20 protein-coding genes are annotated in these 16,365 nt (G+C 62.0%); 5 read left to right on the forward strand and 15 right to left on the reverse strand.

Features of this window, described 5'->3' with window-relative positions; genetic code table 11:
- Positions 1-402: 402 nt before the first annotated feature.
- The gene (gorA, locus tag H4V98_RS18930; protein ID WP_196861932.1) at positions 403-1,770 is read left to right on the forward strand and encodes a glutathione-disulfide reductase; all 1,368 of its coding nucleotides are present in this window, start codon (positions 403-405) and stop codon (positions 1,768-1,770) included.
- 122 nt (positions 1,771-1,892) lie between these two features.
- Here the strand turns inward: gorA and H4V98_RS18935 are convergent, their stop codons facing one another.
- The 7 genes from H4V98_RS18935 to phnG are packed head-to-tail and all read right to left on the reverse strand — an operon-like array spanning position 1,893 to position 7,819.
- A complete protein-coding gene (locus tag H4V98_RS18935) occupies positions 1,893-3,026 on the reverse strand; it encodes an alpha-D-ribose 1-methylphosphonate 5-triphosphate diphosphatase (RefSeq protein WP_196861931.1) in 1,134 nt (377 codons plus the stop codon).
- 17 nt (positions 3,027-3,043) lie between these two features.
- The gene (gene phnL / locus H4V98_RS18940) at positions 3,044-3,742 is read right to left on the reverse strand and encodes a phosphonate C-P lyase system protein PhnL (RefSeq protein WP_196861930.1); all 699 of its coding nucleotides are present in this window, start codon (positions 3,740-3,742) and stop codon (positions 3,044-3,046) included.
- 32 nt (positions 3,743-3,774) lie between these two features.
- Positions 3,775-4,614 carry a phosphonate C-P lyase system protein PhnK gene (gene phnK / locus H4V98_RS18945; RefSeq protein WP_196861929.1) on the reverse strand — a complete coding sequence of 280 codons (840 nt, stop codon included), beginning with the start codon at positions 4,612-4,614 and terminating at the stop codon, positions 3,775-3,777.
- Positions 4,611-5,546, reverse strand: coding sequence for an alpha-D-ribose 1-methylphosphonate 5-phosphate C-P-lyase PhnJ (locus H4V98_RS18950; RefSeq protein WP_196861928.1), 936 nt, complete (start codon positions 5,544-5,546; stop codon positions 4,611-4,613). The genes phnK and H4V98_RS18950 overlap by 4 nt, the downstream gene beginning before the upstream one ends.
- Positions 5,543-6,757 carry a carbon-phosphorus lyase complex subunit PhnI gene (locus tag H4V98_RS18955; protein ID WP_196861927.1) on the reverse strand — a complete coding sequence of 405 codons (1,215 nt, stop codon included), beginning with the start codon at positions 6,755-6,757 and terminating at the stop codon, positions 5,543-5,545. Before H4V98_RS18955 ends, H4V98_RS18950 begins: the two co-directional genes overlap by 4 nt.
- Before the next feature lies 1 nt (position 6,758).
- Complete coding sequence (phnH, locus tag H4V98_RS18960) at positions 6,759-7,358, reverse strand: phosphonate C-P lyase system protein PhnH (protein WP_196861926.1); 600 nt, start codon at positions 7,356-7,358, stop codon at positions 6,759-6,761.
- Positions 7,355-7,819 carry a phosphonate C-P lyase system protein PhnG gene (gene phnG / locus H4V98_RS18965; protein ID WP_196861925.1) on the reverse strand — a complete coding sequence of 155 codons (465 nt, stop codon included), beginning with the start codon at positions 7,817-7,819 and terminating at the stop codon, positions 7,355-7,357. Before phnG ends, phnH begins: the two co-directional genes overlap by 4 nt.
- A gap of 94 nt (positions 7,820-7,913) precedes the next feature.
- Between phnG and phnF the strand changes: the two genes are divergently transcribed.
- Genes phnF through H4V98_RS18980 form a run of 3 tightly spaced genes read left to right on the forward strand, consistent with a single transcriptional unit; the run spans position 7,914 to position 9,912 of the window.
- On the forward strand, positions 7,914-8,675 hold the full coding sequence (phnF, locus tag H4V98_RS18970; protein WP_280757833.1) for a phosphonate metabolism transcriptional regulator PhnF: 762 nt from the start codon (positions 7,914-7,916) through the stop codon (positions 8,673-8,675).
- Positions 8,672-9,367 (forward strand): DUF1045 domain-containing protein, encoded by a 696-nt coding sequence (locus H4V98_RS18975; RefSeq protein WP_196861924.1) that lies wholly within the window; start codon positions 8,672-8,674, stop codon positions 9,365-9,367. Before phnF ends, H4V98_RS18975 begins: the two co-directional genes overlap by 4 nt.
- Positions 9,364-9,912 (forward strand): AAA family ATPase, encoded by a 549-nt coding sequence (locus H4V98_RS18980; protein ID WP_196861923.1) that lies wholly within the window; start codon positions 9,364-9,366, stop codon positions 9,910-9,912. Before H4V98_RS18975 ends, H4V98_RS18980 begins: the two co-directional genes overlap by 4 nt.
- A gap of 18 nt (positions 9,913-9,930) precedes the next feature.
- Here H4V98_RS18980 and H4V98_RS18985 read toward each other — a convergent pair whose 3' ends face one another.
- Genes H4V98_RS18985 through phnC form a run of 4 tightly spaced genes read right to left on the reverse strand, consistent with a single transcriptional unit; the run spans position 9,931 to position 13,248 of the window.
- A complete protein-coding gene (locus H4V98_RS18985; RefSeq protein ID WP_196861922.1) occupies positions 9,931-10,494 on the reverse strand; it encodes a phosphonate degradation HD-domain oxygenase in 564 nt (187 codons plus the stop codon).
- Between the two features lie 8 nt (positions 10,495-10,502).
- The gene (phnE, locus tag H4V98_RS18990) at positions 10,503-11,309 is read right to left on the reverse strand and encodes a phosphonate ABC transporter, permease protein PhnE (protein ID WP_196861921.1); all 807 of its coding nucleotides are present in this window, start codon (positions 11,307-11,309) and stop codon (positions 10,503-10,505) included.
- Positions 11,310-11,352: 43 nt separating this feature from the next.
- Positions 11,353-12,324: a phosphonate ABC transporter substrate-binding protein gene (gene phnD, locus H4V98_RS18995; protein WP_196861920.1), complete on the reverse strand. Its 972-nt coding sequence runs from the start codon at positions 12,322-12,324 to the stop codon at positions 11,353-11,355.
- Positions 12,325-12,375: 51 nt separating this feature from the next.
- Positions 12,376-13,248 (reverse strand): phosphonate ABC transporter ATP-binding protein, encoded by an 873-nt coding sequence (gene phnC / locus H4V98_RS19000; RefSeq protein WP_196861919.1) that lies wholly within the window; start codon positions 13,246-13,248, stop codon positions 12,376-12,378.
- Positions 13,249-13,387: 139 nt separating this feature from the next.
- On the opposite strand from phnC, the gene H4V98_RS19005 reads away from it, so the two are divergent.
- Positions 13,388-14,887: an AMP nucleosidase gene (locus H4V98_RS19005; RefSeq protein WP_196861918.1), complete on the forward strand. Its 1,500-nt coding sequence runs from the start codon at positions 13,388-13,390 to the stop codon at positions 14,885-14,887.
- Here the strand turns inward: H4V98_RS19005 and H4V98_RS19010 are convergent.
- From H4V98_RS19010 to ddpX, 4 genes are all read right to left on the reverse strand, one after another.
- Positions 14,881-15,033, reverse strand: coding sequence for a hypothetical protein (locus H4V98_RS19010; RefSeq protein WP_196861917.1), 153 nt, complete (start codon positions 15,031-15,033; stop codon positions 14,881-14,883). The two genes, H4V98_RS19005 and H4V98_RS19010, sit on opposite strands and share 7 nt — an antisense overlap.
- Before the next feature lie 6 nt (positions 15,034-15,039).
- Positions 15,040-15,222 carry a hypothetical protein gene (locus H4V98_RS19015; protein ID WP_196861916.1) on the reverse strand — a complete coding sequence of 61 codons (183 nt, stop codon included), beginning with the start codon at positions 15,220-15,222 and terminating at the stop codon, positions 15,040-15,042.
- 154 nt (positions 15,223-15,376) lie between these two features.
- Positions 15,377-15,610, reverse strand: a complete 234-nt coding sequence (locus tag H4V98_RS19020) for a DUF2789 domain-containing protein (RefSeq protein ID WP_196861915.1) — start codon at positions 15,608-15,610, stop codon at positions 15,377-15,379.
- A 162-nt stretch (positions 15,611-15,772) separates the two neighbouring features.
- A complete protein-coding gene (gene ddpX / locus H4V98_RS19025; protein ID WP_196861914.1) occupies positions 15,773-16,357 on the reverse strand; it encodes a D-alanyl-D-alanine dipeptidase in 585 nt (194 codons plus the stop codon).
- Positions 16,358-16,365 lie beyond the last annotated feature (8 nt).

Raw genomic sequence — 16,365 nt, forward strand, 5'->3', positions numbered from 1 at the left:
ATCAGGCTTAAACGTTAATTAAATATTAATGAGATCGATTTGCATTTGTATTGTGGTGGATAAGAAGCCAATCAACACTAAAAGCCACTCATCCCAAGGGGCCATGGGCGTTAATGGCGAGCCAAACTCGCCATTACAAGCATCGAGCCGGCGCCCCGGCCCGTGCGCGACGCCACGCGGCAACCCGCCCAGGGCTGACGCGTCCCATCGGCCATGGGCCATCGGTTAACGAGGTGCCGTGGCCCAACGCACTGTTGCCGTCTTCCAACACCCCAGGCATGCCCGTCTTTCTTTCTTTCGCCATCGGTCGGTATTTCAGCGGGCGCGCTACATGCCCCCACCGCAAAATAAGCTGTGCACAGTGATAAGGTCACGCTTCATTCGCGTGAACAGGAAACATCTATGCAGACTTTTGACTTTGACCTTTTTGTGATCGGCGGCGGCAGCGGCGGCGTTCGTGCGGCACGCATGGCGGCGCAGCGCGGCGTCCGCGTCGGCCTGGCCGAAGTGGCCGACATGGGGGGCACCTGCGTCAACCTGGGCTGCATTCCGAAAAAACTCTACAGTTACGCGGCCCATTTCGCTGAAAGCTTCGAGGAATCGCATGGCTTCGGCTGGGTCGGCGAAGCGCCCGTGCTGAACTGGGACACCCTCAAGTCCAACCGTGCCCGCGAGATTTCGCGCCTTAATGGCATTTATGTCCAGCTGCTCAAAAGCGCAGGCGTGCAGACCCTCAACGGCTGGGCCACGCTAATTGATACGCACACGGTGGACGTCGGCGGCAAGCGTTACAGCGCCAAAAATATTCTGATTGCCACGGGCGGCAAGCCCAGCATTCCTGAATTTCCGGGGAGCGAACACGTCATCAGCTCCAACGAGATGTTTGACCTGTCGCCCTTCCCGCAACGCCTGCTGGTGGTCGGCGGCGGCTACATCGCCTGCGAGTTTGCCTCGATCTTCAATGGCATGGGTTCCGACGTCACGCAGCTCTACCGGGGCCACCAGGTGCTGCGCGGCTTTGACGAACAAGTGCGCACCTTCATTGCCGGCGAAATGGTCAAAACCGGCGTGAACCTGCGCCTCAGCACCGACGTGGTGTCTATCGAGCGTATCGACAATTGCCTGCAGGTGCACTTGCTCGATGGCAGCCACATCACTGTTGATACGGTGCTGTATGCCACCGGCCGCGTGCCGCTGGTCGAGGGCCTGGGCCTGGACGCCGCTGGGGTGCAGCAGGGCAAGGCCGGCGCCATCGAGGTGAACGACCAGTACCAGACCTCGGTGCCGTCCATCTACGCCGTTGGCGACGTGACGGCACGGGTGCAGCTCACGCCGGTGGCGCTGGCCGAGGCAATGGTCGTGGTCGATGCATTGTTCGGTCCGGCAGCCGGCAAAAAACCGCGCGGCATGAGTTATGACTTTATCCCGACTGCGGTGTTCACGCACCCGAACATCGGCACAGTGGGCTATACAGAACTTGAGGCGAGCGAAAAATTCGGCAAGATCAGCGTCTTCTGCAGCGACTTCAAGGCGCTCAAGCACACGCTGAGCGGCAGTACCGAGCGCTCGCTGCTCAAGCTGATCGTCGAAGACGCCACAGACCGCGTGGTCGGACTGCACATGGTCGGCCCCGACGCCGGTGAAGTCGTGCAGGGCTTTGCCGTGGCGATGAAAGCCGGTGCGACCAAAGCGGTGTTTGACAGCACCATCGGCATCCACCCGACGATGGCCGAAGAGTTTGTGACCATGCGAGAGGCGGTCAAGCGCTAAGCCTTTGCAAAATTTTGCTATTTATTCAATAGCTTAAATCTCTCACCACCATTGCGCCAAAAGCACTTTTCATCTAAAAAATTGCTACGTTCACGCCGCCGCCCGGGGCTGCGGCGCAGGCGTCAAAACGCCCGTTCACCCCGGTGCCACGCGCCCCGCACGATGGGCATGTCGCCGCTCATCCGAACCCGGATCAGGTCAGCCCGCAGGCCGGGCGCCAGTTCACCTCGATCCGTCAGGCCAATGGCGCGGGCCGGGTTGCGGGTGATGGTGTTGATGGCTTTGGGCAGGCTCCAGCCCACGGTATCGCGCAGCAAAAAGGCCGCCTGCAGCAGGCTGGCGGGGACGTAGTCGGACGAAAAGATGTCAAGCAGGTCAAGCTGCGCCAATTCTGCTGCCGACACATTGCCCGAATGCGATCCGCCCTTGACCAGGTTGGGGCCCCCCATGACGATGGCAATGCCCAGTTGGCGAGCTGCCTGGGCGGCCGCCACCGTGGTGGGAAATTCCGAGATGGCAATGCGTTCCCGGCCGGCCTGCTCGACGTGCTCAACGTCAGTGTCGTCATGGCTGGCGAGTGGCTTGTTGCGGGCATGGCTTGCAGCAACGATGGCGGCACGGTTGGGAATGGCGTAGCGCGCCTGGTGCGCTTTGAGCGCCACCACCAGCGCCTCGTAGTCGGCGTCGCTGTAACTGCCATTGCGCTCGGTGTAATGGCGGTATTTGCCCAGGTCGCGCCACTGGCGCTGGCCGGGGGTGTGGTCCATCACGCTGACCAGTTCAAGCAGCGCATCGTCGGCGTAGCGGGCAAACACCTCCACGATGTCGGGCGCCGACACCTCGCAGCGCAGATGCAGCAGGTGCTCGACCCGCAGCAGCCCTTCGTCCCGGCATTCATGCAGGGCCTGGATAGCCATGTGCTGGGTCTGGCTGCGCGCGCCATCCAGGTTGCCGATCACGATGGAGTCGAGCACCGTGGTGATGCCGGCCGCCGCGCACTGGGCATCGTGCGTGACGGTGGCGGAATGCGCGTTCCAGAGCACGCCGGGGCGCGGCATCAGGTGTTTTTCAAGGTTGTCGGTGTGCAATTCAACCAGTCCCGGCAGCAACCAGTCACCGGCCCAGTCGTCAGCACCCGCGACCGATGTGCCGCCCCGCTCGACGCTACGGATGATGCCGCCCTCCAGCACCATGCAGCCGGTGAACTCCTCGGTGGCTGTCACAATTTTTGCGTTTTTGATGATCTTTTGCGTCATGGGCTGTGTTGTCCGGTTCAAAGAATTGGGAGAGTGTGTTCGACGTCAAAGCATCGGCTGGCGACCGCGCGGCGTACTTCGTCGTCATGAAAAATGCCGACCACGGCAGCGCCGCGCGCGCAGGCTGCACGGATCAGCGCCACCACGATGCGGCGATTGTCCGCATCCAGCGAGGCGGTGGGTTCGTCCAGCAGCAGCACCGGGTGGCTGGCAATCAGGCCGTGCGCAATGTTCACGCGTTGCTGTTCACCGCCTGAAAACGTCGCTGGCGGCAGGTGCCACAGGCGCTCGTGCAGGTTCAGGCGCTCCAGCCACTGGGCCGCTTGCCGGCGCGCCTCGTCGGTTGCAACGCCAAGCCGCTGCAGCGGCTCGGCCACGATATCGAGCGTGGACACCCGAGGGATCACACGCAAAAACTGCGACACGTAGCCCAGGGTATGTCGGCGCACGTCGAGCACCTGGCGCGGCGCCGCCTCTGACAGGTTGACCCACTGGTTCTCGTGGCGAATGCGCACCTGGCCGCCGCTGACGCCGTAGTTGCCGTAGAGGCAGCGCAGCAACGAGCTTTTGCCGCTGCCGGAGTGGCCGCTCAGCGCCAGGCATTCGCCAGCGCGCACGCTCAGGTTGACACCGGCCAGCACGGGCAGCGCGATGCCGCGGCGCCCGTGCAGCGTGAAGGTTTTTGAAAGGTCATGGGCTTCAAGCAAAGCAGTCATGGAGGGTTGCCAAAAAGTGTGAAGAACAGGCCTCAGGGGGTGAGGATGGAGGAAACCAGCAGTTGGGTGTACGGGTGTTGCGGGTCGTCAAGCACGCGGTCCGTCAGGCCCTGCTCGACCACCCGCCCGTCTTTCATGACCAGCATGCGGTGCGCCAGCAGTCTTGCCACGGCCAGGTCATGTGTCACGATCACGGCGGCCAGATTCAGCTGGTCGACCAGTTCGCGCAGCAGATCGAGCAGACGCGCCTGGACCGACACGTCCAGCCCGGTGGTGGGCTCGTCCATGAACACCAGCCGGGGATGGGTCACCAGGTTGCGCGCAATCTGCAGGCGCTGCTGCATGCCGCCGGAGTAGGTGTCGGGCAGGTCATCGATCCGGCCTGCATCCAGCTCGACGCGCTCCATCCACGTCAGCGCCTGGGTGCGCAGCTGGCCATAGTGGCGGCTGCCCAGCGCCATCATGCGCTCGCCGATATTGGCGCCGCCCGAGACATTCATGCGCAAGCCGTCGCGCGCATGCTGCTCGACATAGCCCCAGTCCGTGCGCGCCAACCAGCGCAGCCTGGCCTCGGACAGGCCGGCCAGATCGACCATGCCCGCAGTGTCCGCCCCCAGCGGCGCAGACTGCACGCCCATGCGGGTTTGTCCGTCTTCACGCAGGTTGTAATGCACCGAACCCTCGTCGCACGGCAGGCGTGAAGCGAGCAGGCGCAGCAGCGTGGACTTGCCCGAGCCGGACTCGCCGACCACGGCCAGCACCTCGCCCGGATACAGCTCGAAATTCACGTCTCGGCAGGCCCAGCGCAAGCGGTTGCCCTGCATGAACTGTTTGCCGGCACCGCGCACGGATAAAAGAAGGTCGTTGTTCATGCAGCCGCCTTCACTGCGACGGGTGTTTGCCCGGATGAATCGAATGCTGTCTGCGCCAGGGCATCGGCCAAATGGACCGCTTGCTGGGCCCCGACGTGACCGGCATCACGCCGCTCGCTGCAATAGTCGCTGTCCGAGCAGACAAACAGGCGGCTGCCCTGGTCGTCGACGATCATTTCATCCAGAAAGCTGTCTGCTGCCCCGCACAGGGCGCAGGCATGGTCCCAGCGCTGGACTTCGAACGGGTGGTCCTCGAAGTCAAGGCTGCGCACGCTGGTGTACGGTGGAATGGCGTAAATGCGCTTTTCGCGCCCCGCGCCAAACAGTTGCAAGGCCGGGTTCATGTGCATCTTGGGATTGTCGAATTTCGGGATTGGCGAGGGCGAAGTGAGGTAGCGCTCGTTGACCAGCACCGGGTAGTCGTAGGTTTTCGAGATGGCGCCAAGCTGAGCGATGTCTTCGTAGAGCTTGACATTCATCAGTCCGTATTCGGCCAGCGCATGCAGGGTGATGGTTTCCCTCAGGCGCGGCTCCAGCCTGAACAGCGGCTCGGGCATGGGCACCTGGTACACGATGATCTGCGCCTCGGTCAAGGCTGTTTCGGGAATGCGGTGACGGGTTTGAATGATGCTGGCATGGCTCGTCTTTTCGGTGGTCGGCACGCCGGTGGTACGGGCAAAAAAGCGGCGGATGTTGACGGCATTGGTGGTGTCGTCAGCGCCCTGGTCGATCACCTTGAGCACATCGTCGCGCCCAATGATGCTGGCCGTGACCTGTACGCCGCCGGTGCCCCAGCCGTAGGCAAAGGGCATCTCGCGCGAGCCAAAGGGAACCTGGTAGCCGGGAATGGCCACCGCCTTGAGCATGGCGCGACGAATCATTTTTTTGGTGCGCTCGTCAAGAAACCCGAAGTTGTAGTGTTCGTCCATCATGCGGCTTTCTGTGTCAAGGGTGCCGGGCTGTGCCCGGCGTGTTCACCCGCGGCCTGCTCGCGATTTGAGTCGTGCGGCGGCGCTTGGATGTGTTCCTGGGCATGGGCCATGCGCAATTTGCGCACCAGTTCGAGCTCCGACTGGAAGTCCACGTAGTGCGGCAGTTTGAGGTGCTGCACAAAGCCGGAAGCCTCCAGGCTGTCGGCATGCGCCAGCACGAATTCCTCGTCCTGCGCGGGCGCCACGGCCAGCTCGCCCAGTTCACGGGCTCGCAGCGCGCGGTCCACCAGCGCCATGGCCATGCTCTTGCGCTCGGCGCCCCCGAAGGCCAAACCGTAGCCTTGGGTGAACTGCGGCGGCACGTCACGGCTGCCAGAAAACTGGTTGATCATCTGGCACTCGGTGACTTCTATATCGCCGATGTCAAGGGGGAAGCCCAACTCGTCGGGCAGTATTTCCACCGAGATTTTTCCGCGCCGGATTTCGCCGGCAAACGGATGCGCATTGGCATAGCCGCGCTGCGTCGAGTAGCCCAGCGCCAGCAGCCAGCCTTCGTCGCCGCGCGCCAGCGCCTGCAGCCGAAGCGGTCGATCAGCCGGAAACATGAGCGGCTCACGCGTCAGGTCACCGGGCTCGGCACCTGGCGTGGGGTACGGCGTCTCCAGCAGTCCTTCGCGCGTCATCAGGTCGTTCACTCTCGGCAGGCTGGCGGGCAGGGTCTGGGTCGAAGAAGTCGGGTCGCCGGGGCCGGCGTTTCCAGCGTCACTTTGGCCGCCTTCGTCCGCATGGCTGCCCGCCGCTTCATCGGCGAGCAGGGAAAAATCAAGCAGGCGCTGCGTGTAGTCGTAGGTCGCGCCCAGAATCTGCCCTCCCGGAACGTCCTTGAAAGTGGCAGACACACGGCGCATCAGCTGCATTTTTGCGGTGTCCATCGGCAGGCTGTAGCCAAAACGCGGCAGCGTGGTCCGGTAGGCGCGCAATAGAAAAATGGCCTCGACCAGATCCCCGCTCGCCTGCTTGATGGCGAGCGCCGCCAGCTCAGGGTCGTAGAGCGAGCCTTCCGTCATGACGCGGTCCACCGCCAGCGGCAATTGCGACCGTATCTGCGCCACCGACAGCACCGGCAAAGCGGCATCGCCACGGCGCTGCTCGGCCAGCAGGCGCCAGGAATTTTCTATGGCGATCGCGCCGCCCTTGACTGCAACATACATGTCAAATACCCTTCAGACGCCGCACACGGGTGGTGCGCGGCAAACCCAGCGCGGCGTCTGCGCAGGTAAAGATGATGTCCACGCCTTGCGGAAACGACGCCTGACTGGCTTGCCATTGCGTCCAGAAGTTTTCAGGCAAGCCGGCAATCTGCACGGTCTGCATGTCGCGAATGCCGGGGCCGCGCCACTCCAGGGCAGGACCGTCATCAAGCGAAGGAACCTCTACCAGCAAGGTGGCAGAACCTTCGGGCGAGGTCATCGACCCCGGTGCAAACATGTACTGCGGCGGCCATGCCGTGGTCACGCCCAGTACCGCAAAAGCAGCTTCGGCAGGGTTTTCCGCCAGCGGTGCGCCGGTATGAAAGCGCAACCAGCCTGCGGTCCGGGCATCGGGCTGCTGCCACCACACGGGGGTGTCATCGTCGGTCAGTGCCAGCAGCAGGTGCGCCATCGCCGGACCAAGGGCAAGACCTTTCACGGGCTGGCCCACCGTCAAGCGCCGTCCGGGACGCGCCAAGGCGTCAAGAGCCCCGCGAAAAGCCCGTTGCGCGTCATGCACAGGGTCGGCAAAGCCAAGGCTGATGGAATTGGTGTAGCTCATGTTTCGCCCCGGACAAAAGTGAAAAATTCGACCTTGGAAGTGGCTGCCGCCTGGCTGGCCGTACTCCGTTGTGCCGCCTGCTGTATTGCCAGCGGCTCTACCACCTCGCGCTGCAAACGCGCATGGCGCCCGGCATCCTGGAGCCATGCATCAAAAATGGCAATCAGCTCGGCCTTGCGGCGATCACGCCCCAGCGCATAACCCACCCCCAGGGCACTGGCACCCACGCGCAAGGCGCAGCGCGTGACACTGGCCTCCCCCAGATTGAAGGCGTCGCCGGTGCCGCCAACACGTCCGCGCAGCATGACCATGCCGGGCTCCGGCGCCCTGACATGCGCAAGGGGCGGCAGGTCGCCGAATGGCATCAGTGCAGCCTCAAGCTCAGGCCGGCTGGCCCGTGCCAGTATGGCCAGCCATCGTCTGCGCGGCTCGTTACTTGTGTTCATTGCCTGGTTTGTCATACAGATGTCTAAATCAGTCACTAGAGTTAAGTTTGTTGCTGCCAACGCATCCGGCGTGTGCAGAGTAGCTAGTTCAACTGGACAACATGACCGAATGATGACAACCAACCCACCCCTTTTCAGCACTCCGGGTCGACGCAGCGGCGTGGCCGTCTGGAAGAAAATTGCCGATCAACTCAGCACAGAAATACGTGACCGCAGCTTCTGCGGGACTGGCCGTCTGCCCAGCGAAACCGAGCTGGCGGCACGCTTTGGCGTGAACCGCCATACACTGCGCCAGGCGGTGGCCGCGCTGCAGCTGGAAGGGCTGGTTCGCATCGAACCGGGGCGCGGCACTTTTGTTCAGCACGCCTTGCTCGACTACGAGTTGTCGCGCCGCACACGCTTCACAGAAAACATGAAACGGCAGGGTTTGTTGTCCAGCCAGCAGTTGCTGACCGCACGCAAAATGCCGGCACCAGAGCGGGTGGCGCACGAGCTCAAACTCGGCAAAGGCGACCAGGTGCTGATGGTGGAAATACTCGATGAGGCGAACGAGCAGCCGCTGTGTCTGGCAACGGCCTATTACCCGGCACAACGATTTGACGGGTTGCTGGACATGCTGAACGACGGCACCCGAGCCACCGAAATACTGCGCCACTTCGGCGTTGAAGACTATCTGCGCGCCGAAAGCCGCATCACCACGCAAATGCCTTCGGACGAAACGGCACGCCTGCTGAAACAACCCGTATCCCGTCCGGTGCTGTGCGTAGAAGGCCTGGACGTGGACATGGACAAGCAGCCCATCAAGTACGGAGAAACGGTCTTTTGCGGCGACCGCTTTCAGCTTGTCGTCAGCGCGGCAGGTGTGTCATGAGCCCGCGTTATGCCGTTTATTTTGCACCCGGCAAACACTCGCCCTGGCGAACATTCGGCGCACATTGGCTGGGCCGTGACGAATACGACAACACCGCGCTGGCCCAGCCACGGCTGGCAGGGATTTCACCTGAGGCGCTTGCCAGCATCACCCAGGAGCCCAGGCGTTACGGCTTTCATGCCACCTTGAAAGCCCCTTTCCGCCTGACGCCAGGCCACGATGAACAGGCACTGGTCTCGCGGCTGAAGACGCTCGCCCACTCGCTCAAACCGCTGCCTTTGGGCCCGCTTCGCCTGGCAGCGCTTGACAGCTTCATGGCCCTGACGCCTGACACACCGCCCGCAGGCCTGTCTGCACTGGCCGCAGCCTGCGTGCAGGAACTTGATGACTTGCGTGCGCCGCTGCTGCAGGCCGAGCTTGCGCGCCGCCGGGCCGAACCACTTGACGCACGGGAGGCCGAACTGTTGGCATGCTACGGCTACCCCCATGTGATGGAGCGCTTTCGGTTGCACATGACGCTGACGGGTCCCGTGGAGCCGTCCATGGCACAGCGCGTGTCTGACGCCGTAACGCCCGTGACATGCCGTCTCAATGCCGAATCCCCGCTGTGGCTGGATCAGCTCTGCCTGTTTGTTGAACGAACGCCGGGTGCGCCGTTTCTCCGACTGATTGACCTGAAACTGCAGCCATGAGCGGTGCATGGATTTTCATCTGCGGCCCTTCCGGTGTGGGCAAAGACAGCGTGATCGCCTCAGCGCAACAGACGATGAGGGAACGCAGGGACATCGTTTTTTCGCGCCGCTTGGTGACGCGGCCTGCCCAAACCGGTTCAGACCACGACCCGGTGAACGAAACAGACTTCCTTGGCCTGATGCACACCGGGGGGCTGAGCTGGCACTGGAAGGCGCATGGGTTTTATTACGGCATTGCCCAGCGCTACGCCGCCGATGTGCAAGCCGGACGCCTCGTGGTGGTCAATGGCTCACGTGCGCATGTCCATCAATTGGCGCCATCAGCCAATGTTCGGGTGGTGCACATCACGGCCGACCCCGTGCACCTGGCCGAGCGCCTGAAGCTGCGCGGCAGGGATGCCGACAGCGCGGTCGCCCAACGGCTCGCGCGTAACAGTTTGTTTGACGGCCTAAAAGCCGAATGCGTGATCGCCAACGACAGCAGCGTAGGAGTGGCAGGCCAGCAGCTGGCCGATTACCTCACCGGCCCGGACCCCATGCGCTGAAAAAGCGCATGGTCTGGATCAGCTGGGGCGCGGGGCGAAAGCCCTGCCCGCACACGCCAAAATACCCGCATAGTGGGTCCAGTCGGGCGGCTTCGCGGCGGGGTCCTTGGCCAGATCGTCCCAACGACGCAATTCCACCGCCTCCCTCGCATGCGGACTGGCGATGAAAGCGGCTGCTTGTGCACTTGAAAACGCCCCGCCCTGAACCATCAGGCTGCGCCAGGAGGCTGATGACAAACCAGCCCGGTAGTGTTTTTCCACATGACAAAGATAGCGTTTGGCCTCCACATGCAGGCGGATGGGCTCGATCACGGCAGCACAAAACACGCCGCGCAAAAATGGAATGGCCACGTACTGGTGCAGGTCGTCCTTGCCAGACGTTTTATCCACAGGTTCAGGGGCCAGCAAATGGCCAAGGTCATGCAGCAAGGCTGCAGAAATCAGCGCGGGCGCGCTGCCGGCTCGCTCGGCCAGGTGCGCGCATTGCAGGGCATGCTGAAGCTGACTGACGGCTTCCGAGCCATATTGCACCCTACCCTGCACACGAAATAACGCCGTGATCTGCTCAATCGTCAAAGCCATGACACCCCCTACACCAAGGCGGTGCGGATGCGGGCCGACACCAGGTCAATCACCGTGACCGTCACCACAATAATGACCATCACTGCACAGGTTTGTGCATATTGGAAGCTCCGGATGATTTCCCACAGGATGACGCCAACGCCACCAGCCCCGACCATGCCCACAACAGAGGCCGAACGGACATTGGATTCGAAACGGTACAAGGTATATGAAATCCACAGCGGCAAGACCTGCGGAATGATGCCGTAGACAATTTCTTCCAGCGCATTGGCGCCGGTCGCACGTATGCCTTCGACCGGCTGAGCGTCAATCGACTCCACAGCCTCGGAAAAAAGCTTGGCCAGCACTCCCGTGGTATGCACAAACAAGGCCAGAACACCGGCAAACGGCCCCAGTCCCACGGCCACGATGAAGAGCATCGCAAACACCATTTCGTTGATGGCGCGCGCCGCATCCATCAGCCGCCTGACTGGCTGCCGAATCCAGGCTGGTGCGATATTGGCCGATGAAAGCAAGCCCAGCGGAACGGCAAACACCACGGCCAGCGCCGTACCCCACAAGGCAATCTGCAGGGTCACCACCATTTCCTGCATATAGAAGCGCCACTGGCCGAAGTCCGGCGGGAAAAAATCCGCCGCGTATTGCGCCATGTTGCCGGAATCACGCACCAGGTCCAGCGGACGCATGTCTGCGCCCTTCCAGGAAGCCGCCAGCAGCGCGAGAACACCGGCCCAACCGAGCATCGCCAACAGGCTGGTTTTTGGCAATCGGGTGTGGAGGGAAGGAGCCACCAAGGGGGAAGCAGGAGAGGTCATGTCATCAAAGCCAAAGTCAAAAAATCAAGGTAAAGCGACATCCTCACTGGCCCAGGTCGGTCAGCTTTTTGTCAATCTCTGCGAGCTTGACCTGCTTGTCGGCCGCCGTCATGCCGGCATCGGCTTCGAACTTGTTTCTTTCCTTGAACAGTTCAAGCTGGCGAATCGGAACCAGCTGCGCGTTGGTTGAGGCCTTGAAGCCCGAGAGCTTGGAGAGCTTCATCAGGTTGTCCTTTTCCTGCTGGCTGTTCTTGCCGTAGTTGTAGAAGAAGTCACGCACGCTTGTCTTGGTGGCTTGCGGTAAATCCTTGCGCATCACCAGTGGGTCCAGCGGAATCAGCGGCGAGGTCCAGACGACGCGGATGTCGTTGAACTTCTCGGGCAGGCGCTCCTTCATCTTTTCAAGGTTTTCGCTGTTGTTGGTGGCGACATCGATCTGCTTGTTGGCCACTGCCAGCCCGTTGCTTTCATGGTTGGCGCCGCGTGTCACCTTGAAAAAGGTTTTGGGGTCGATCTTGTTCTTCGCAAAAACGTAGTACCCCGGAACCAGAAAACCCGATGTGGAGTTGGGGTCGCCGTTGCCAAAGGACAAATTCTTTCCGTTCTTGAGCACGTCGTCGATCGACTTGAGCGGGCTGTCCTTGTTCACGATCAGGTGCGAGTAATAGCCCTGGGCGCCGTCGGCATTGACCATCTGCGCAAAAACCTCGCCACTTGCGCGATCCACGGCTTCCATGGCGGACTTGTTGCCGAACCAGGCAGCCTGCACCTTGTTAAAGCGCATGGCTTCAACGATTCCGGCGTAGTCGGAAGCAAAAAAGGCATTGATTTTCATGCCGGTCTTTTGGGCCATGTCGTCCAGAATTGGCTGCCAGTCGGACTTCAGGTTCTGGGATGACTCGGTGGAAATGATGCCGAAATTGAATTCCTTCATCGTTTGTGCAGCCGCAGGTCCTGCCGCTGCCAGGCTGACCAGCGCTGTGGCGGCCAGTGCGGCCAGTAATTTTTTAATCATGGTGGTTTTCTCTTTAGGTTGAATACATGGACGAACAGATGAAAAAGCGGCTCAGGCAACACGTGCCAAGGGCCTCATGGCGGCAGGCCATACCAGGTGCGGAACGGGTTTGAGCTTGTCCTCAAGGCTGGAAATATGGTCGCCCAGCGACAAGATGTCGTCGGCTTCTGCGCCATACAGCCCTCGCAGGACTTCAGGCGTCAGGCCCACCGAGGGGCCGTCGTACACCACTTTTCCCTGATGCAGCGCGATGGCGCGCGCACAGTACTTCATGGCAACATTGACCTGGTGCAGCGAGACCACCACCGTGCATTGGTCTTCCCGGTTGACGCGGGCCAAAACCTCCATGACCTTGCGTGCCGACTCCGGGTCAAGCGAAGCAATTGGCTCATCGGCCAGCACCACCCGGGCACCCTGCACCATGGCCCGTGCAATCGCTGCGCGCTGCTGCTGTCCGCCTGAAAGGGTAGAGGCACGCTGCGCCCAGCATTCGGCGATGCCCACCCGGCGCAGCGCTTCGATGCCCCGGGCTTTTTCCTCGGACGTGAACCAGCGGATCAGGCTGCGCCACAGGGGGACCCTGTGCAGCGTTCCCGCGAGCACGTTGATGATCACCGGCAAGCGGCCAACCAGATTGAACTGCTGAAAAATGAACCCGACTCCCGAGCGCACGGAGCGGATGTCAGGGGCTATCTTTCCATTGCACTGCACGGTCCGGCCATGAATCTCGACGGAGCCTGCGGCATGGGCATCGCCCGCCATCAGGCCCGCCATATGCCGGAGCAAGGTCGATTTTCCGGAGCCGGAGGCCCCGATCAGCGCCACCATTTCTCCGGGTGCAATGCAGAGGTCAATCTGTTGCAAGGCTTTTCGGCCATTGGCAAAGGTTTTGCTCAGCGTATTGATTTGAATGGCAGCACTCATGGTCTTTCTCCAGATGTTTGAATGTTCGAATCTAGGGTCGCAATGTGTCGTTTTCGTGTCTATCCCGGATAAGCCGTTCCGAGCAGGGCATGAATCCCGCCGTACCGCGCTACCGCTGAGCCGGGGCACAATAAGAGGCATGCCCTACCTGCCCCCCTTCATTGCCCCCACCCGTTACCGCGACCCGGCCGCCGCGCTGGCGCAGGTGCGTGCCATCTACGACCAGCAAATCGGCCACCTGCGCAGCGCGATGCAGCGCTACCTGGACGGCGACACCCTGCCCGGCCATGTGCGCGCCTGCTACCCATTCGTCCGCATCCACACCGAGACGGTGGCCCGGGCGATCCTGGAAACGCCCGACATCGTGCACCTGAGCTACGGTTTTGTCGCCGGACCGGGGCACTATGAAACCACCCTGACCCGGCCCGACCTGTACGCCGACTACTACCTGGCGCAATTCCGCCTGCTGATGCAAAACCACGAGGTCGAACTGGAAGTGGGCACCAGCACCCAGCCAATCCCGATCCACTTCTCGTTTGCCGAGAACGACCACATCGAGGGCACGATGAGCGCGGCCCGGCGCATGCTGATGCGCGACGTGTTCGACCTGCCCGACCTGGCCGCCATGGACGACGGCATTGCCAACGGCACCTACGAGCCTCTTGCCGGCCAGCCGCAGCCGCTGTCGCTGTTCACCGCAGCGCGCGTCGACTATTCGCTGCAACGCCTGCGCCACTACACCGGCACTTCGCCGCACTGGTTCCAGAACTTCGTGCTGTTCACCAATTACCAGTTCTATATTGACGAATTCGTCCGGCTGGGGCATGCCGAAATGGCCAACCCGGCCAGCGAATACATTGCCTTCATCGAACCGGGCAATGTGGTGACACGGCGCACCGGCCTGGGCGCGCAGGACGGCGACGAACTGGGCTTGGCACCACCGCGCCTGCCGCAAATGCCGGCCTACCACCTGGTGCGGGCCGACCGCACCGGCACCACCATGGTCAACATCGGCGTCGGGCCGGCCAATGCGAAGAACATCACCGACCATGTCGCCGTGCTGCGTCCGCACGCCTGGATCATGCTCGGCCACTGCGCCGGCCTGCGCACCAGCCAGCAACTGGGCGACTACGTGCTGGCCCACGGCTATGTGCGCGAAGACCATGTGCTGGATGAAGAGCTGCCGCTATGGGTGCCGATTCCGGCGCTGGCCGAGATCCAGAAGGCATTGCAGCAGGCGGTGGAAGACGTGACGAATGCAGAAGGCGCCGACCTCAAACGCATCATGCGCACCGGCACCGTGGCCTCGACCGACAACCGCAACTGGGAGTTGCTGCCCGGCAACCAGGTGCAGCGCCGCTTCAGCCAGAGCCGGGCGATTGCGCTGGACATGGAAAGCGCGACGATTGCCGCCAACGGTTTTCGTTTCCGGGTGCCTTACGGCACGCTCTTGTGCGTGAGCGACAAGCCACTGCACGGCGAGATCAAGTTGCCGGGCATGGCGAACCAGTTCTACCGTGACCGGGTGGACCAGCATCTGCGCATTGGCATGCGGGCGGTGGAGTTGCTGCGCGCCGAGGGCATCAGCCAGTTGCACAGCCGCAAGCTGCGGAGTTTTTCTGAAGTGGCGTTTCAGTAGTTGTTGCTTTGGTTTGAAGAGTGGGACTCGGTGTCGAAACAGGCGACTTGGGGCAGTTCCGGGCATACGCTGGCAATGGCGCGGATGGCCGACAGGTTGTGCGCCTGATGCAGCGGCGCAAGCGGTGTGAAGCCGTCGAGCTGCACCAGAATTTACGGCGTCACCACGACGGGTCGCACAAACTTTTCGCTGCCATGCACCACCCGGTGACCCACCGTCCCCAGCGCGCGGCCGTTGGCAATGCGCGCCAGCGACGACTCGGGCTCGACCACGTCGTAGGTGGCGAACTTGACGCTCGACGAGCCCGAATTGATGACCAGCAGCGCCTGCGTCATGCCTGTGCCGCCAACATGATGTCAGACGCCGGATCAGGCACCACCAGGATGCTGGCGTCACTGGCACGAATCCTTTTGAATGGATGGTTTTCAAAAAAACCGGTCAGCGAACCGGCTGGGGAGCGCAGAGAATTTTCAGCGCTGGCGCAGGACTTCAGCCGCGAAGCGCCAGGTTCAGATGGTCCACCAGTTCTGCCCAATCAGCATCCTCAAGCTTTTCTTCCTTGAGGAACGCGGCTTGCGAATGGTTCCAGAACGGCGCGTCGGCCAGATCAATGTCGCTTCTCAGGGGGGAATGCGTGGCGATGAACTGCTGGATGGCGGCCTCGTCGTTGGGCAGGCCAAGTTGCGCAAAAAGATCGCTGAATTGATGAATAGGCTGGTCCATGAAATTCCTTGAAGTGGTTGTGAAACTGCGCAATGCCGGAGCAACACCGGGTTCGATACCGCAGCGGCAAAAGCCGGATTTTAAGCAAAGCCCGAGCCCGTCATGCCGTTGTCCTTGTCGCCCGCGCCATGCGGAATTCTTCGGGCTTTGGCGCGCTTCACGTCACGCCGGTCTGGCGCTCCCGTCGTGCAGGCAGCGCATGAAGTCATGGCTGTCTATCAGCGCAAACTGGTTGGCATCCGGCAACTGGTAGTGCCACCATTCACGCGGATGGTGGACAAAGCCGGCTTCCAGCATCACCGTCAGCAGCCGCATGCGGTTGACCTGGATGTGCGCCGGATGGTCGACGTGGAAATGGTGCGACGCCGGGTGCATGGTGTCCACCGGCGTGCCCATGTCGAGCGCCTGGCCGTCTGCGCCGACCAGCGTCAGGTCGATGGCGACGCCGCGCGTGTGGTTCGATCCCTTTTTCGGGTCGGCAATGTAGTCCGGGTTGGGCGCCACCGCCCACAGCGCTTCCTGCGCCTCTTGCGGCCTAAAGGCGTCGAGGATTTTCAGCCGAAAGCCGAAACCCCGGGCCGCCGCAATCGCCCGGCGCAAGCCGGCTTCGGCCTGCGGATGCAAGAAGCACAGCGGATGGTCGTAGATGACCTGGCCGGTGAAGTTGTTCTCGCTGGCATACATCAGGTCGATCAGCACCGCATGGTTCTGTTCGGTGATGTGGATCAGCTCGGGGGGGTTATTCATGGCAATGA

Source organism: Polaromonas sp. CG_23.6 (assembly GCF_029892315.1).
Lineage (GTDB): Bacteria > Pseudomonadota > Gammaproteobacteria > Burkholderiales > Burkholderiaceae_C > Polaromonas.

What these genes read in the sequence shown, in the direction of transcription:
- phnC (WP_196861919.1), bottom strand. Translation starts at nt 13,248, where the DNA reads ATGAGTGCTGCCATTCAAATCAATACGCTGAGCAAAACCTTTGCCAAT.
- H4V98_RS18955 (WP_196861927.1), bottom strand. Translation starts at nt 6,757, where the DNA reads ATGTATGTTGCAGTCAAGGGCGGCGCGATCGCCATAGAAAATTCCTGG.
- ddpX (WP_196861914.1), bottom strand. Translation starts at nt 16,357, where the DNA reads ATGAATAACCCCCCCGAGCTGATCCACATCACCGAACAGAACCATGCG.
- gorA (WP_196861932.1), top strand. Translation starts at nt 403, where the DNA reads ATGCAGACTTTTGACTTTGACCTTTTTGTGATCGGCGGCGGCAGCGGC.
- H4V98_RS18975 (WP_196861924.1), top strand. Translation starts at nt 8,672, where the DNA reads ATGAGCCCGCGTTATGCCGTTTATTTTGCACCCGGCAAACACTCGCCC.
- phnF (WP_280757833.1), top strand. Translation starts at nt 7,914, where the DNA reads ATGATGACAACCAACCCACCCCTTTTCAGCACTCCGGGTCGACGCAGC.
- H4V98_RS18950 (WP_196861928.1), bottom strand. Translation starts at nt 5,546, where the DNA reads ATGATGGACGAACACTACAACTTCGGGTTTCTTGACGAGCGCACCAAA.
- phnH (WP_196861926.1), bottom strand. Translation starts at nt 7,358, where the DNA reads ATGAGCTACACCAATTCCATCAGCCTTGGCTTTGCCGACCCTGTGCAT.
- phnD (WP_196861920.1), bottom strand. Translation starts at nt 12,324, where the DNA reads ATGATTAAAAAATTACTGGCCGCACTGGCCGCCACAGCGCTGGTCAGC.
- H4V98_RS19020 (WP_196861915.1), bottom strand. Translation starts at nt 15,610, where the DNA reads ATGGACCAGCCTATTCATCAATTCAGCGATCTTTTTGCGCAACTTGGC.
- phnL (WP_196861930.1), bottom strand. Translation starts at nt 3,742, where the DNA reads ATGACTGCTTTGCTTGAAGCCCATGACCTTTCAAAAACCTTCACGCTG.
- H4V98_RS18980 (WP_196861923.1), top strand. Translation starts at nt 9,364, where the DNA reads ATGAGCGGTGCATGGATTTTCATCTGCGGCCCTTCCGGTGTGGGCAAA.
- phnG (WP_196861925.1), bottom strand. Translation starts at nt 7,819, where the DNA reads ATGACAAACCAGGCAATGAACACAAGTAACGAGCCGCGCAGACGATGG.
- phnK (WP_196861929.1), bottom strand. Translation starts at nt 4,614, where the DNA reads ATGAACAACGACCTTCTTTTATCCGTGCGCGGTGCCGGCAAACAGTTC.
- H4V98_RS18985 (WP_196861922.1), bottom strand. Translation starts at nt 10,494, where the DNA reads ATGGCTTTGACGATTGAGCAGATCACGGCGTTATTTCGTGTGCAGGGT.
- phnE (WP_196861921.1), bottom strand. Translation starts at nt 11,309, where the DNA reads ATGACCTCTCCTGCTTCCCCCTTGGTGGCTCCTTCCCTCCACACCCGA.
- H4V98_RS19005 (WP_196861918.1), top strand. Translation starts at nt 13,388, where the DNA reads ATGCCCTACCTGCCCCCCTTCATTGCCCCCACCCGTTACCGCGACCCG.
- H4V98_RS18935 (WP_196861931.1), bottom strand. Translation starts at nt 3,026, where the DNA reads ATGACGCAAAAGATCATCAAAAACGCAAAAATTGTGACAGCCACCGAG.
- H4V98_RS19015 (WP_196861916.1), bottom strand. Translation starts at nt 15,222, where the DNA reads ATGACGCAGGCGCTGCTGGTCATCAATTCGGGCTCGTCGAGCGTCAAG.